At 64.9% G+C, this 15,051-nt stretch carries 11 protein-coding genes and 1 pseudogene; 10 read left to right on the plus strand and 2 right to left on the minus strand.

What is annotated here, in order from left to right:
• Positions 1–183 precede the first annotated feature (183 nt).
• The 9 genes from AC3A5N_RS12035 to AC3A5N_RS12075 all read left to right on the plus strand — a co-directional run bounded on the left by AC3A5N_RS12035 (position 184) and on the right by AC3A5N_RS12075 (position 11,731).
• Entirely contained in the window at positions 184–2,073 is a 1,890-nt protein-coding gene (locus AC3A5N_RS12035) for a beta-L-arabinofuranosidase domain-containing protein (protein ID WP_487737560.1), read from the plus strand.
• Positions 2,074–2,077: 4 nt separating this feature from the next.
• On the plus strand, positions 2,078–3,454 hold the full coding sequence (locus AC3A5N_RS12040) for a sugar porter family MFS transporter (RefSeq protein WP_487737561.1): 1,377 nt from the start codon (positions 2,078–2,080) through the stop codon (positions 3,452–3,454).
• Positions 3,455–3,646: 192 nt separating this feature from the next.
• Positions 3,647–4,636 (plus strand): oxygen-dependent tRNA uridine(34) hydroxylase TrhO, encoded by a 990-nt coding sequence (gene trhO / locus AC3A5N_RS12045; RefSeq protein ID WP_487737562.1) that lies wholly within the window; start codon positions 3,647–3,649, stop codon positions 4,634–4,636.
• Between the two features lie 6 nt (positions 4,637–4,642).
• Positions 4,643–5,314 (plus strand): glutathione S-transferase, encoded by a 672-nt coding sequence (locus AC3A5N_RS12050; RefSeq protein WP_487737563.1) that lies wholly within the window; start codon positions 4,643–4,645, stop codon positions 5,312–5,314.
• A gap of 146 nt (positions 5,315–5,460) precedes the next feature.
• Positions 5,461–5,838 carry a BlaI/MecI/CopY family transcriptional regulator gene (locus AC3A5N_RS12055; protein WP_487737564.1) on the plus strand — a complete coding sequence of 126 codons (378 nt, stop codon included), beginning with the start codon at positions 5,461–5,463 and terminating at the stop codon, positions 5,836–5,838.
• Positions 5,838–7,589: a M56 family metallopeptidase gene (locus AC3A5N_RS12060; protein WP_487737702.1), complete on the plus strand. Its 1,752-nt coding sequence runs from the start codon at positions 5,838–5,840 to the stop codon at positions 7,587–7,589. Before AC3A5N_RS12055 ends, AC3A5N_RS12060 begins: the two co-directional genes overlap by 1 nt.
• Before the next feature lie 97 nt (positions 7,590–7,686).
• Positions 7,687–8,424 (plus strand): hypothetical protein, encoded by a 738-nt coding sequence (locus AC3A5N_RS12065; RefSeq protein WP_487737565.1) that lies wholly within the window; start codon positions 7,687–7,689, stop codon positions 8,422–8,424.
• 14 nt (positions 8,425–8,438) lie between these two features.
• Complete coding sequence (locus tag AC3A5N_RS12070) at positions 8,439–10,526, plus strand: TonB-dependent receptor plug domain-containing protein (RefSeq protein ID WP_487737566.1); 2,088 nt, start codon at positions 8,439–8,441, stop codon at positions 10,524–10,526.
• A gap of 209 nt (positions 10,527–10,735) precedes the next feature.
• A complete protein-coding gene (locus AC3A5N_RS12075; RefSeq protein ID WP_487737567.1) occupies positions 10,736–11,731 on the plus strand; it encodes an alpha/beta hydrolase family protein in 996 nt (331 codons plus the stop codon).
• Here AC3A5N_RS12075 and AC3A5N_RS12080 read toward each other — a convergent pair.
• Together AC3A5N_RS12080 and wrbA are read right to left on the minus strand one after the other, a co-directional pair.
• Positions 11,732–12,670: pseudogene (locus AC3A5N_RS12080) on the minus strand (cation diffusion facilitator family transporter).
• Positions 12,671–12,716: 46 nt separating this feature from the next.
• Complete coding sequence (gene wrbA, locus AC3A5N_RS12085) at positions 12,717–13,319, minus strand: NAD(P)H:quinone oxidoreductase (RefSeq protein WP_487737568.1); 603 nt, start codon at positions 13,317–13,319, stop codon at positions 12,717–12,719.
• A gap of 215 nt (positions 13,320–13,534) precedes the next feature.
• On the opposite strand from wrbA, the gene gdhA reads away from it, so the two are divergent.
• Positions 13,535–14,878, plus strand: a complete 1,344-nt coding sequence (gene gdhA / locus AC3A5N_RS12090) for an NADP-specific glutamate dehydrogenase (protein WP_487737569.1) — start codon at positions 13,535–13,537, stop codon at positions 14,876–14,878.
• Positions 14,879–15,051 lie beyond the last annotated feature (173 nt).

Genomic DNA, 15,051 nt, shown 5'->3' on the forward strand with positions numbered 1-15,051 from the left:
CCGCAAATGAGCAAAAGCTTTCAATAGCGCAAGACTTGGCGTAACAAAAAAAGAAAATTGCTTTAAAAAAGCGAAGGGACGGGGATGATCAGTCGTCGAGAGTTCGTCGGGGGAACCGCAGTGAGCATGGCGATGATGCCTGCAGCGGGGCTTGCTAGCACGAATCGAGGGCCTGTTGCCGCGGTGAACGGCGCAGTATTCAACCGCGCACCTCTGGCCGACCAGCCTTTCGCGCCATTGCCGTTGGGGGCCGTGCGCGCGAAGGGTTGGCTTGCGACGCAACTGGAGACGATGGCGCAAGGGCTGACCGGCCGGCTCGACGAGTTCTATTCGCTAGTAGGCCCGCAGAACGCGTGGCTCGGCGGTGACGGCGACGCATGGGAGCGCGGGCCGTACTGGCTCGACGGCTTGGTTCCCCTTGCTCACATCCTCGACGACAAGCGTCTCAAGGACAAGGCGCAGCCGTGGGTCGAGTTCGCCCTTCGCAGCCAGCAGCCGAGCGGATATTTCGGCCCGCCGGATGATCGCGGAACGGGTAAGGACGAGCACGGAATTCAGCGCGAGAACTCGGCGGATTGGTGGCCCCGTATGGTCATGCTCAAAGTGCTCCAGCAGCACCACGAGGCCACGGGGGATCGGCGGGTGCTAGATTTCATGTCGCGCTACTTTGCGTATCAGCAGCGGCAGCTCCCGGCCCAGCGGCTCGACCACTGGACGAAATGGGCGCGGCATCGCGGCGGCGAGAACACCGCCAGCGCGCTCTGGCTGTACAACCGGACGGGCGAGCGGTCGCTGCTCGACCTTGCGCGCACCCTCGTGGATCAGACGAGCGACTGGACCGCCGGCTTTGCCGCGGAGCAGCCGCCGACCGCGCACGGGGTCAATGTGGCCATGGGCGTGAAGCAGCCTGCGCTGGCTTATCTCCTCGATGGTCGTCCAGAGCACATCAATGCGATCCGTCACGGACTGACGTTTCTGGAGCGGGATCACGGCCAGGTTACGGGAATGTTCTCTGGCGACGAGCCGCTGCACGGTACCAACCCGATCCAGGGCACTGAGCTTTGCACCGTGGTCGAGTTCATGTTCTCACTGGAGACGCTGGGCCAGATCACCGGGGACGTGACCATTCTCGATCGTCTCGAACGCATCGCCTACAACGCGCTGCCCGCGCAGACGACCGACGACTATATGGCGCGGCAGTACTTCCAGCAGCCCAATCAGGTGATGATCAGCCGCGATGTCGAGCAGTACGCGCAGCAGCACGGCGGCACCTCTCAACTGGTCGGCCTGTTGGACGGATATCCATGCTGCACGGTCAACATGCATCAGGGCTGGCCGAAGTTCGTCCACTCCATGTGGGCCGCGAGTGCGGACGGTGGCCTTGCGGTGCTGAGCTACGGTCCCAGCAGTGCGCGCGCCACCATCGGTGGCATCGAGGTAGAGGCGGAGCAGCAGACCTCCTACCCGTTCTCCGATGAGATTAGGATCGTGCTTCAGACGGAACGGCCGACATCCTTTCCGCTCCATCTCCGGATTCCGGGCTGGGCAGAAGGAGCGACGCTCAAGGTAAACGGCCAGCATGAAACGTCAGCATCCTCCGGGCGGATAGCGCGGCTCGAACGCCTCTGGCGCACGGGCGATACCGTCGAGTTGATGTTCCCGGCAAAGATCACGCGCAGCGTATGGCACAAGCAGCTCACAAGCCTGGAACGCGGGCCGCTGGTGTTTGCCCTTCCGATAGGTGAGGATTGGCGCAAGATCGGCGAACGCGGCGGCATCGATACGTCGGAGGTCTTTCCGACGACGCCCTGGAATTACGCCCTCGAACCCGATGCCGTGGTCACTCTCGCTCGTGCTGACATGGTTTCGGATCGTCCGTGGATCGGCGCGAACGCGCCGCTCAGCCTGAGCACCACCGGACGCAGAATCCCGGGATGGGATAGATACCACCAAACCCACGGTTCCTTGCCGTTTAGCCCGGTGGCGACCGACGCGCCGGCGGAGACGTTACGGCTCATTCCATACGGAAGCACCTTCCTCCGGATGTCGGAATTCCCGATCGCGAAAGCCTGATCTCATGAACAACACGGACCTCTCGATACCCGCGCCTGGGCATGGACGCTTGACCGCCATCATGATCCTGAGTGCGGCGGGCGCCGCGCTCGGTGGCCTGCTTTTCGGGCTCGACACTGCGGTAATCTCCGGCACCACCTCCGCTCTTCAGGAGCGTTTCGCCCTGAGCGATGCTCAACTTGGCTTCACCGTAGCCTCGGCGCTCATCGGAACGATCGTGGGCTCGCTCATTGCAGGTTGGCCGTCCGACCGCTTCGGCCGCAAGGCGGTGCTCCTCACGGTGGCGATCGCCTATGTCGTGTCCTCGCTCGGATCGGCGCTCGCCGACAGTTGGGCAGTCTTCCTGGCCTTCCGCCTCCTTGCGGGGCTGGCGATCGGCGCGGCGTCGGTTATAACGCCCATCTACATCGCCGAAGTTTCGCCAGCTCACGTGCGCGGTCGCTTGGTCGCGCTCAACCAGCTCAACATCGTGTTCGGCATCCTTCTGGCCTTCATCTCGAACTACGTCATCGCGGGCCTGCTTCCGCCGGACATTGCCTGGCGATGGATGTTCGGGATTGTCACCGTGCCTTCCATGCTGTTCCTGGTGGTCACGCTGGTCTTGCCGGAGAGCCCTCGCTGGCTGGTCTCTGCTGGCCGCGACACACGGGCCCTGACGGTCATGGAGCGGCTTGGTTTCGCCGATCCCGCCGGCGACGTGCGCCATATGCGCGAGGCGGCGGTGCGCGAGCTTGCCGCGACGCGGGCCAAGGCTCGACTGTTCACCCGCGCCCATTCCTTCCCTGTGACCTGCGCCATCGCTATCGCGATGTTCAATCAGCTCTCGGGGATCAACGCGCTGCTCTACTACGCGCCGCACATCTTTGAGCTCGGCGGTGCAGCAGCCGATAGCGCGCTGCTGCAATCGATCGCGATCGGTGGCACGAATCTCCTGTTCACGATCGCGGCGCTGTTCCTGATCGATCGGTTCGGCCGGCGACCGCTGCTCCTCTTCGGCTCGATCGCCACCGCTGCCGCACTGTTTCTCGTCGCTTGGCAGTTCGAAAGCGCGCGGCCGGACGGCACGCTCGTCCTGATCGGCCTGTTAGGCTTCATCGCAGCCTTCGCGCTTTCCCAAGGCGCTGTGATCTGGGTATTCATCTCCGAAATCTTCCCGAGCGCCGTCCGCGGCAAGGGACAGGCGCTCGGAAGCACGGTTCACTGGGTCATGGCGGCGGCAATCACCTGGGCCTTCCCCGTGTTTGCAGCCCGGCTGGGAGGGTGGGTGTTCGCCTTCTTCGGCGGGATGATGCTGCTCCAGTTCCTCTGGTCCTTGAAGCAAATGCCCGAGACCAACGGCATCGCGCTGGAGGACATGAACTGGCCGAGAGTCGCTCAGTGATTGCCCGAATTCCGATTGCTCTCCCCGCCGAGCCGTAGCCGCGCTTTCAGCGACGTCTTCGTCATCCGAGCGGACGAGGAGCAGGACTGCTAAGCTGCGTGCAGCCAATCGGCCCCCCCGATTAAGGCGATGGTCGCGAATATCGGGAGAGTTTCTCCGTGCGAATCGCCAAACCGCGCTATGGTGCCCTCCATGCAAGACGACAGCATTTCGATGCCGGAGCCAGGCGCCCCGAAGGTGAGCGACCTGTGCGTGACGGCGCTTTACCGTTTCACGCCGATTGAGGACTGCGGCGCGGTGCACGGGCCGCTCGAGGAGCTTTGCCGCACGGAGGGCGTCAACGGGACACTGCTGCTGGCCAGCGAGGGAATAAACGGCACCATCGCCGGCACGCGGGACGCCATCGGGCGCGTGTTGGATCACATCCGGGGGATATCCGGATGTGCGGATCTCGACGTCAAGTTCTCTCCAGCAGCGACAATGCCGTTCCACCGCATGAAAGTGCGGATCAAGCGCGAAATCGTCACCATGGGGGAGACCGGCATCGATCCCCTGTCCAGTGTCGGAACCTACGTCGCGCCGCATGACTGGAACGCGCTGATCTCCGACCCCGACACGATCGTGATCGACACGCGCAACGACTATGAAGTCGCGATCGGCAGCTTCGCGGGTTCCATCGATCCACGCACCGCCACGTTTCGCGACTTTCCCGCATGGTTCCGCGGCCGGCGCGAACAGCTTCTCGGGCAGGGCAAGGCGCCGAAGGTCGCGATGTACTGCACCGGCGGCATCCGGTGTGAAAAGTCGACAGCCTTTCTCAAGGAGCAAGGCGTAGAAGAGGTGTTCCACCTGAAAGGGGGCATCCTCAAGTATCTGGAGACCGTCCCGGAGGAGGAAAGCCTCTGGCAAGGCGAATGCTTCGTGTTCGACCGGCGCGTGGCGGTCGGCCATGGGCTGAAGCCGGGAACGCACGAGCTTTGCCCCGCCTGTCGGCGCCCGGTGAATGCGGAAGCTGCCGCCTCGCCGCACTACGAAGCCGGTGTGAGCTGTCCGAGATGCTACCATGAGCGGACGGACGAACAGCGGGCCGGCTATCGCGAGCGCCACCGGCAGGAAGCGCTTGCCGCCGCACAAGGCCGCGATCACATCGGCGCCCGCCTTCTCGGCAAGACCGGCGCATAGGACGCCGTGACACTTCCGGTTCTCTACAGCTTCCGCCGGTGCCCTTACGCGATGCGCGCGCGGCTCGCGCTGCTCGTAAGCCGCACGACATGCGAACTGCGCGAGGTCAAGCTGTCGGACAAACCCGCAGCTTTGCGGGAGGCTTCGGCGAAAGCGACCGTCCCGGTGATCGTCGAGCCCGGCGGCCGCGTGATCGAGGAGAGCCTCGACATCATGCGCTGGGCCCTCGGCCGCTCCGACCCCGATGGCTGGTTGAAGCGGGATGATCCCGCTCTCATCGCGGCCAACGACGGACCGTTCAAACACGACCTCGACCGTTACAAATATCCGGACCGGCACGGGAGCGACGCTGCGGCGCATCGCCGCGCGGGGCTTGCCTTCCTGGCCGAGCTGAACGCGCGGCTGGAAGGCCAGGGCCAACTTTGCGGCACCGCACCGGGGCTTGCAGACATGGCGATCATGCCCTTCGTCCGGCAGTTTGCGGCCACCGATCAGGCGTGGTTCGCCGCACAACCCTTACCGCACTTGCAAACCTGGCTCGGGGGTCACGTGAATTCCGAGCTCTTCGCCGCCATCATGGTCCGCCTGGATCCCTGGAAGGCCGGTGACGCGCCCGCGCTCTTTCCGCGCGCGATCGGCTGCTCCCCCGCGAACCATTCCTCGCAAACTCGACGCTAGAGCTCAGAAGCGGACGCTGAGCGCACCGCCGATCGTTCGGAACGCTTCCGGCATGACGATCTCGGCGTGACCACGCAACAAACACTCTTGCGCCGCATGCGCTACAAATGTAGCACGCTACAAATGTAGTGCATGAGGTGATTCGCATGTTGTCCAATCTCCCGCCGCGAGAGCGCCAAATCGTCGACATTCTCTATGAGCGTGGGGCATCGACGGTGGGGGAGATCGGCGAGGCGCTGGAGGATGAAATCTCCGGCTCCGCGATCCGCGCCATGCTCAAGCGGCTTGAGGGCAAGGGGTTTGTCGAACGCTCGCAGAGCGTCCGCGGGTTCGTCTACGCACCCAGCCTGCCCGAAAAGGCGGCGCGCAAGTCCGCGCTGGGTCAGGTCGTGCGGGTGTTCTTTAACGGATCGCCGACCAGCGCTGCGGCAGCTCTGCTAGGCATGCAGGACAACCTGAGCATCGAAGAGCTCGACGAGCTGGAGCAGTTGATCGCCCATGCGCGCAAGGAGAGGAATTCGTGATGCTGACCGCTTCGCTCCTGACGAGCCTGGCTCTGAAATCGCTTGTGCTCGCCGCGCTCACGCTCGGCATTCTGAGGCTCGCGCGCGGCCGCACGCCGGCTGAGCGGTCGCTGATCGCGCATCTCGGCCTGCTCGCGATCCTGCTGCTGCCGATCGGCTCGGTCCTGCTGCCGCAATGGGCGCCGCTGCCGCAGGAGCTCCTGGCATCGAATGCGGCCGCATCGGTGGCGCCGGAAGTGCCCGCGACCGCGCATCCGGCCGATATTCCGATAACCGCCGCGGAAGCCGCGGTGGCGGCGCCTTTTTTCAGCCCGCCGACCCTCGCGGAGCTCGCGGTGTGGATATACGCGCTGCCACTCGCGCTGATGTTCGTGATGATGGCGGTCGCGGTGTTCAGGCTGTTCGCCATGCGCGGGCGGGCCGAGGTGCTGGTCGACGGGGCCTGGCTGTCGGCGCTCGCCGAAGCGCAGCGCCGGATGGGATTCAAGCACGGCACCGCACTGCTGGTCAGCGAGGAACTGCGCTCGCCGATAAGCTGGGGCGTGCTGCGCCCGACCATTTTGCTCGATCCCCGCGCGGTCTCGGCCGTTCGGGAAGCCGAGGCGATCATCGCGCACGAACTGGCGCACGTCGCCCGCCTCGACTGGGCCAAGCTCCTCATTGCGCGGCTTGCCTGCGCGCTGTTCTGGTTCAACCCGCTGGTCTGGCTGCTTGCCCGCGAGAGCCATCACTTGCGCGAGGAAGCGGCGGACGACGCGGTCTTGCTGACCGACATCGCCGGCTCGGACTACGCCACGCTGCTGGTCAACGCCGCCCGGCACGACAACCGCGCCGTGCTGATCGCCGCACATGGCGTCGCACCGGCCAAGAACTCGCTTAAGCGCCGCGTGATCCGCGTGCTCGATGCGAATGCTTCGCGGGGGCCTGCCGGCACGGGCTGGGGCTTCGTTGGTATTGCCTCGGTGCTCGCCATCGCCACGCCACTGGCGGCTTTCACGACCGTCGCCGCGGAGCGCGCGAAACTGTCGGGAGCGACTGTCGCTGATGTCGAGCCGATGTCGACGATGGCCGAGCACAATCCCGCGGCGCTCACCAGCGATGCGCAGGCAACGGTCAGCGCGGAGGATCTGGTGAGCATGCGCGCGATGGATGTAACGCCGGCCGACGTCGCCGAGGTGCGCGATAGCGGCGAAGGGTTCGACGTGGACGACGTCATTGCCGCCAAGGCGACCGGCGTCACGCTCGACTATATGGCGGAGATGCGGAGCGTATTCGGTGCCGCGGATGCGAACGAACTCGTCGGCGCCCGCGCCGTCGGCGTCGACGCAGCCTATGCCCGCGCCATGCGCGCGGCCGATGCCAGTGCCGATCTCGACGCAATTATCGGTGCCCGGGCGGTCGGCCTCACCGCCGCCTACGTCCACGAGCTTCGCGGCTACTTCCCCCGGGCCACGCTGGAGGAGCTGATCAGCATGCGTGCGGTCGGCGTCACCGGGAAATTCGTCGAGGATATGCGCGCCTCGGGCCTGAACGTCGCGAACCCCGACGACGTGATAAGCGTCCGCGCAGTGACGAGCCATCGCGGGCCGCCGCCGGGTCCGCCGCGAGGGCCGCAGGCCATCTCTGTCTCGCAGACGGGAGCCACCGCGATCGCCGGGCCCGGGGGCGTCGTGAGCACCCGCCGCTCGGAAGACGGAACTTCGACGTCGGTCGTCCCCGGCAATACGCGGTCCGATCCAAACCACGACTAACCGCCGCCCGACGTCAAAAGCCTACTGAAATTTCGACAACGCCGGTTTTCGGTGAGCGCCTTCGCTCGCCTGCCGCCGGCGCAGATAGGAGCCTGCCATGAAGATGTTCTCCAAGCCCGCGGTTCTCGCAGCAGCGCTCATGCTCGGTTCGGCCACCGCAGCGCCGAGTTGGTCGCAAGGTGGAGCGGTCAACCTGACCGACATCACCTGGACCGTCTCGGACACAGCCAGGGGCGCACCGACCCTGCGCGTTCACCACGAGAGCAGCAGCAGCACATTTCCGCTCGACGGTGGCGAGCGCGATCTCGCATCGGTCAGAGCCGCACTGGGATCGCCGAACCAAGGCGCGGTCACATTCACGATCGATCGCGAACCGGGCTTGCTGACCTGCCGCGGCACTCTCGATCGGCGCTACGACGGAAGCGGCGACTGCGTCTTTGCGCCCGATGCGGCGTTCGAGGCCGGCCTGGACGCCCGCGGCTTGCCGCCGAAAGGCAAGGAAGACTTGCTGACGGTGGCTCTGGTCGACGCGGATCTGGCCCTGATCGACGGCCTGACCCGGCAAGGCCTCTCCCCGCGTTCGCTCAACGACGTGATCGCGGCGGCTGCTCTCGACGTGACGCCCGGTTACGTCACCGGCCTTCGGTCGGCTGGTCTCGATCTCAAATCGATAGACGATGCAGTTGGTTGCCGCGCGCTCGGTATCGACGAAGCCTATGTCCGCGGGATCGTCGCTGCCGGCTACCAGCCTCGCGCGCACGACCTGATCGCGATGAAAGCGACCGGGGTCACTCCCGAATACGCGCAAAAGATCAACGCTGCGGCGCGGAATTGAGGGGGAGAGCGCAGATGAAAGCACTCATTGGGGCCGCGGCGATCGCGCTACTCGGCGCATGGCCGGCCCAAGCGCAGGATCTGCCCCACAGCGGCGACGCCCCTGCGCCCGACGCGCAGCCGGCCGCCTCGACCCTCCGGTCCGGGCAGGTCTACACCCCGGCCGACTTCGTCCGCTACGCGCCCAAGAACGCGTACGACATGCTGAACCAGGTTCCCGGGTTCACGATCCGCGACAGCGAGCAATTGCGCGGTCTCGGCCAGGCTACGGGCAACGTTCTGTTCAACGGCCAGCGACCATCGAGCAAATCCGATACGCTCGAAACGCTGCTGACCCGCATCCCCGCCGACAATGTCGAGCGCATCGAGATCCTCGACGGCGCCACTCTCGACATTCCGGGCCTCTCGGGGCAGGTCGCCAACATCGTCTTCCGGGCGGACAGCTTTTCCGGCCAATTCTCGTGGAAGCCGGAATTTCGCGCGCACTATACCGACCCGCTGTTCACGCGCGGCGACGTGTCGGTCAGCGGGCGCAGCGGTGCGATCGAGTACGAAGTCGGGCTCAACAACGACGAGTCCGCGCGCAGCGGCGCAGGGGGCGGCACGCTCATCTACGATGCCGCGGGCGCGGTCACCGAGCGGCGCTTCGAGATCTGGAATACGCATTACGACACGCCGAAGCTTTCGGGGAAGGTGACCTGGGATGGCCCGGGCACCAGCGTCGGGCACATCAACGCTCACTACCAGCGCATCTACGACCGCTACGACGAGATCGGCGAACGCACCGGTCCCGGCTTGCCCGACCGTTCCCGCATTTTCCGCGAGCGCAACGATAGCTGGAACTACGAACTGGGTGGGGACTACGACTTCGCCCTGGGCCCGGGACGGCTCAAGGCCATCGGGATCAGGCGCGTCAGCCACGAACCTTACCTTCAGGAAGCCATCACCAGCTTCGCCGACGGTTCGGCCGATATCGGCGACCGCTTCACGCAGACCGGCGATTTGGGCGAGACCATCGCCCGCGGTGAATACAGCTGGAAGATGCTCGGCGGGGATTGGCAGCTTTCGGGCGAAGCCGCGTTCAATACGCTGGAGAACGTCGCCGGTCTGTTTACCCTCGACCCCACGGGCGAGTTCGTCGAGATCCCGTTCCCCGAAGGCAGCGGCGGCGTGAGCGAGGACCGCTACGAGGGGCTGCTCAGCTTCGGCCGCAAGCTCACCCCTACGCTGTCGTTCCAACTCGTTGGAGGCGCCGAGCATTCGACTATCGCGCAGACGGGGTCGAACGGCCTGACGCGCAGTTTCTTCCGACCCAAGGGTTCGCTCTCGCTGGCCTGGACGCCGAGCGACGACTTCGACGTAGCGCTCAAGATCCGGCGGCGCGTGCTACAGCTCTCGTTCTACGACTTCCTCGCGCGGGCCTTCCTCAACGACGGGAACGCGAACTCCGGGAACAACGATCTGCGCCCGCAGCAGGACTGGAGCTACGAGGCTGAGATCAACAAGAAGTTCGGCCCCTGGGGATCGACACAGCTCCGTCTGATCTACCGCGACGTCGAAGACTATGTCGACATCATCCCGGTCGGCGATGGCGAGTCTGTCGGCAACATCGCGAAGTCCCGGGCGGCGGCGGTCGTCTGGACGAGCACGATCAATCTCGACCCCGCCGGCCTCAACGGGGTGAAGCTCGACACCAGCGTTCTCTACCAGGGGTCGCGCCTGCGTGATCCGTTCACCGGAGAATCGCGCCAGTGGAGCGGCTTCACGGATACGGAGGCAAGCATCGCCTTGCGGCACGACATCCCGGACAGCGACTGGGCCTGGGGCGGTGCGGCCGACTACTCGCACAATCAGCCGAACTATCGCAGCAATCAGGTAGACCGTATCTGGGAGGGTCCTAGCTTCGCCTCCGTGTTCATCGAGAACAAGGACGTCTTCGGCCTCACCGTGCGCGCGCAAGTCGGCAATATCCTCAATGCACGGTCCCGGCGCCACAGGATCGTATATGGCGGCCTCCGGGGCGAGACGCCGATCACCTCGATCGAGGAGCGGGACCGGCTGATCGGTCCGATCTTCTCGTTTTCCGTGCGGGGAAAGTTCTGATGACCCAAAAGGCGTCGGTCAGGGAGAGCAAGATGAGCGAACTCACAACTTCGCCGGTCGGCATTGCAACTGCACGAGGGCGGGGGCCGGCCGAAGAGGGTCCAACGCGCCAGCCCCATAGGAGCATGCTCCGCTGGATTGCAGCCGCCTTCTGGGCCTTGACGTTGATGCTCGCATTCGCGGCGAATACACCGGCATCTGCCCGTAGCGTGACTTCGCTGCCCTGGAGCGCGGCACCTTCGACCGTAACCGTGAGCGAAAGCCGGACTTTCCGCAGCGGCGATGCCACGCTCGCCGGGACGCTCTATCTGCCAAAGGGAGGGCGGGCCCTGGCGGCCGTGGTCGTCACGCACAGCGCCTCGAAGTCGCTGGGCGATGCGGTGCTCTACCAGCACCTGAAGGAGATGCTGCCGCCGCTCGGTATCGCGGTGCTGACCTACGACCGGCGCGGCAGCGGACGATCGGGCGGAAGCCTGAAAGACAGCGATTACACCATGCTCGCCGACGATGCGATTGCAGCAGTACGGATGCTCAAGGCCGATCCGCGGATAGACTCGGAGCGGATCGGCATCTGGGGATTGAGCCAGGGCGGCTGGCTGTCGTTGCTTGCAGCCGCGCGCAGCTCCGATGTGCGGTTCGTCGTGTCGATCTCGGCGCCCGTTGTGACCCCCGATGTGCAGATGATGTTCCGCTCAGAGAACAGCATGCGCATCAGCGGGCATTCGGATGCCGAGATCGACCAGATGCGCGCGATGCGCCAGGCGGTGGACGATTACATGCGCGGGACGGGCGATCGCGCGACTGCGCAGGCGCTGGTCGACGCGGCCAAGGACAAGCCGTGGTTCGATCTGCTCTACATGGGCGAAACCGTCGGGGATCGGGCGACATCGCGCTGGCGCAAGGAGATCGAGTACGATCCGCTGCCGACGCTCGATCAGGTCGATGTGCCGGCGCTGATCCTGTTCGGCGCCAACGACCCGGTCGTTCCCGTGGCGACCTCGGTCGCTCGGATCAACGCCCGGCGGAGCCCGAACCTCACAGTGCGCGTGATAGCGGGCGCGGACCACCACATGGCCACATCGATGACTCCCAAGGCGCAGATGAACCCCGCGCAATCGCAGTGGGCCCGGCCCGAAGCGGCGGAGTATTTCTCGACACTGGCAAGCTGGTTTGCCGGCCAGGAGATCGCGACCGCGCCGAAGTGATCAGGGTGCGGCGACGACCGCGTCCTGCCGCTTTTCCGGCCGAACGTATATCGAGGAGAAGCAAGGCGATATCTCCTTCAGCTGCGCCTCGATCTACTCGATCAGCCGTTCGCCTTCTCCCATCGAGACGCGATCGTCGAAGTCCGCGCTGACGGCCACGAATATCGCGTCGGGTGCGGTATGGATCGTCCGGACGTGATTGACGCTGGTGATGTTCGGATGGCTCTCAATGGCTGCGCGTATCCCGCGGACCACGGTCGGATCGGCGCTCTCGCCGATGATCAGACCCTTCGCCTCGCGCGCGAGGAGGAGGGCCACGCCGGTCAGTACCAGGCCGATCAGGATCGAGGCCAGGCCGTCGATCCGCGGGTCGCCGAAGTGATGGCTGGCCCAGACGCCAGCAGCCGCCACGGCGAGGCCGACCAGCGCTGCACTATCTTCGAACAGCACGACGAAATGCCCGGGATCCTTGGAGTTCACGACAGACTGCCACCAACCCTCGGGGTGGGGCCGGGCGGCAAATTCGCGCACTGCGGATCCTCCCTCCAGCAGGAAGGCGACGCCCAGCACCACGTAGTTGATGGTCGGATCGCGGAGCGGCTCAGGGTCCATGTAATGCATGGTCCCCTCGTAGATCGACACGCCAGCGCCGACCGCAAAGATCAGCATGGCGACGACAAAGGCCCAGAAGTAGAGCTCGCGCCCATAGCCGAACAGATGCATCCGGTCCGGCGCTCGCCGCGCGCGACCTTGGCCATAGAGCAGGAGAACCTGGTTGCCGCTATCGACGAGTGAGTGAACCCCCTCCGTCAGCATCGACGACGAACCGCTGATCGCAGCGGCGATGAACTTGGCAACGGCGATCCCGAGATTGGCCGCGAGCGCGCCGTAAAGAACGATGTTGTCCTTGAAGTGGGCTGCTCGCGGTCGCCGGGTCACGCCAGATCCTCCATCCGCTCGCGGAGTGGCGAGCCTCGAGCGTGCCTCACCCCTGCAGCTTGCCCGCTATATCGGCGACCAGGCGGCCCTGAAATCTCGCGCCTTCCAGCTCGTTCTCGCTCGGCTGGCGCGAGCCGTCGCCCCCCGCAATCGTCGTCGCGCCGTAGGGAGTGCCGCCGGTGATCTCGTCGAGAGTCATTTGTCCGGCGAAGCTGTAGGGTAGGCCGACGCAGATCATGCCGAGGTGCATCAGGTTCGTGTGGATCGCCATGAGGGTCGTTTCCTGTCCGCCGTGCTGGGTCGCGGTGGAGGTGAACGCGGATCCGACTTTTCCGTTCAGCGCGCCGCTCGCCCAAAGGCCGCCAGTCTGATCCAAGAAATTCGCCATCTGGGATGCCATCCGGCCGTAGCGTGTGCCGACCCCGATTATGATCGCGTCGTACTTCGGCAGGTCATCGACCCGCGCGATCGGCGCCTCTTGATCGAGCTTGTAGCCGGCATCTCGCGCGACCTCTTCCGGCACGAGTTCGGGCACGCGGCGGATGTCGACCTTGGCACCGGCAACCCCGCGTGCACCTTCGGCCATGGCCTTCGCCATCGTTTCGACGTGGCCGTAGGTGGAGTGATAGAGCACGAGAGTCCGAGGCATGGTTCGTCCTTCCTGAACGCGTGTCGCAAAACCGGTGACCTGCCCTCAACGCGCCGAGGTGACGAGGTTTCCGTGAAGTGGGCGCAGCACGCGGTCGCGGACGCGTGGACCGCTAGGTGCCTGCGCGCACGAAGCGAGGTATCTCCCTCTTCCAAAATGGGCGCACGTGCCTCACAGGCGGTCGGCACGACAGCGGAGCCGGGAAGAAGTCCTCGATGATTGATGAGAAACTGCAGCCGATCTTCGATGAGGTCCTTCGCCGCAACGCCGGTGAATCCGAGTTTCTGCAAGCCGTGCAGGAAGTGCTCGAAAGCCTCGGGGCAGTCGTCGCCAAGCATCCGGAGTATGCCGACAATGCCTTGATCGAACGGATCTGCGAACCCGAGCGGCAGATCATCTTTCGCGTGCCGTGGGTGGATGATCGGGGCGAAGTGCAGATCAACCGCGGGTTTAGGGTGCAGTTCAATTCCGCGCTTGGGCCGTACAAGGGCGGCCTTCGTTTCCATCCGTCGGTGAACGTCGGGATCATCAAGTTCCTCGGCTTCGAGCAAATCTTCAAGAATGCGCTTACCGGCTTGCCCATCGGAGGCGGCAAAGGCGGGTCCGATTTCAATCCGCGCGGCCGATCCGATGGCGAGGTCATGCGGTTCTGCCAGTCTTTCATGACCGAACTGTACCGCCACATCGGCGAATACACGGACGTGCCGGCAGGCGACATCGGCGTCGGCTCACGCGAAATCGGATACCTGTTCGGCCAGTACAAGCGGCTCACGAACCGCTACGAAGCCGGCGTCCTCACCGGCAAAGGACTTGTCTACGGCGGCTCGCGCGCACGTACCGAGGCGACCGGCTACGGGACGGCATACTTCGTCCAAGAAATGCTGGGGACCCGGGCAGAAGATTTCGACGGCAAGCGCGTCGTCGTTTCGGGCTCTGGCAATGTCGCGATCTACACGATCGAGAAAGTCGCGGAATTTGGCGGGAAAGTCATCGCCTGCTCGGATTCCGCAGGCTACGTGGTCGATGAAGAAGGCATCGACCTCGATCTCGTCAAGCAGATCAAGGAGGTGCGCCGCGGGCGGATCTCGGAATACGCCAAGCTCAAGGGCAGCAGCACCTCGTATATCGAGGGCGGGTCGATCTGGGAGGTGCCCTGCGAAGTGGCGCTGCCATCCGCCACGCAGAACGAGCTTACCGGGAAAGACGCTCGCGTTCTGATCGAACATGGTGTGCTCGCAGTCGGCGAGGGTGCGAACATGCCGTGCACCCCGGAGGCGGTGAAGCTGTTCCAGGCAGCAGGTGTCCTTTTCGGCCCCGGAAAGGCCGCAAACGCCGGGGGCGTCGCAACGTCGGCCCTGGAAATGCAGCAGAACGCCTCGCGTGATAGCTGGACTTTCGAGCAAACCGAAGAGCGGCTTGCCGCCATCATGCGCGACATCCATCGCCGCTGCGCGGAAACCGCAGATGAATACGGAAAACCTAGCGATTACGTCCTGGGCGCGAACGTGGTCGGTTTCGTCGGTGTGGCAGAGGCGATGAAGGCCCTGGGCGTGGTCTGACGACTGGCCCAGTCGACCACACTCAAGCGGCCGCGCGCGCCCACTCATCGCACACGGGAACATGCTGCAGCGGGAATGTAGGGCACTGATTGCAGTGGCGCTGCTGAAATGTTGTCGTTCGCCGAATGGGCGAATTCCGGCGGATGCCCGCCTAGAGCTCGGTAACCCTACCT

It is taken from the genome of Pelagerythrobacter sp. Soil_C_18 (assembly GCF_057657235.1).